The following is a 370-nucleotide window of genomic DNA, read 5'->3' on the forward strand; positions in this document are numbered from 1 at the left end:
TAAAAGGAGAGTAATAATGCCCAATGGTGAATTACCTAAAAAATGGCAGCAATCAGCAAAAGTAGTCAAAGCAGTACAAATTGCTTTTGATATGGATAGTAAGCTGCAATATAGCATTCGCCGTAGTGCATTAGACGAAGGCATCAGCCCTTCTGAAAAGATTCGTGACTTATTAGAATTACCAACACATAAGAAACCTAAGCGCCCTCGTTTGACGGTTAGTTTAAGCACTGATGATTATATTCAGCTTGGTCTCCGTTATAATATTGCGGCAGAAAACCAACTTGATATTAAAAAGTGTGTGATTGAAGAACTCACTAAGTTTGCAACTTATAGTGAATACTTTGAAGAAGAATAATATAAAAAGCAC

Annotated in this window: 1 protein-coding gene; it reads left to right on the plus strand. The window is 35.9% G+C overall.

Annotation, left to right across the window (positions count from 1 at the left end; all coding sequences use genetic code 11):
• The first annotated feature begins 16 nt into the window (after positions 1–16).
• Positions 17–358 (plus strand): hypothetical protein, encoded by a 342-nt coding sequence (locus GQR38_RS20210; protein ID WP_201288131.1) that lies wholly within the window; start codon positions 17–19, stop codon positions 356–358.
• Positions 359–370 lie beyond the last annotated feature (12 nt).

Source organism: Pseudoalteromonas sp. c7(2019) (genome assembly GCF_011378625.1).
In the GTDB taxonomy this organism is placed as follows: domain Bacteria; phylum Pseudomonadota; class Gammaproteobacteria; order Enterobacterales; family Alteromonadaceae; genus Pseudoalteromonas; species Pseudoalteromonas arctica.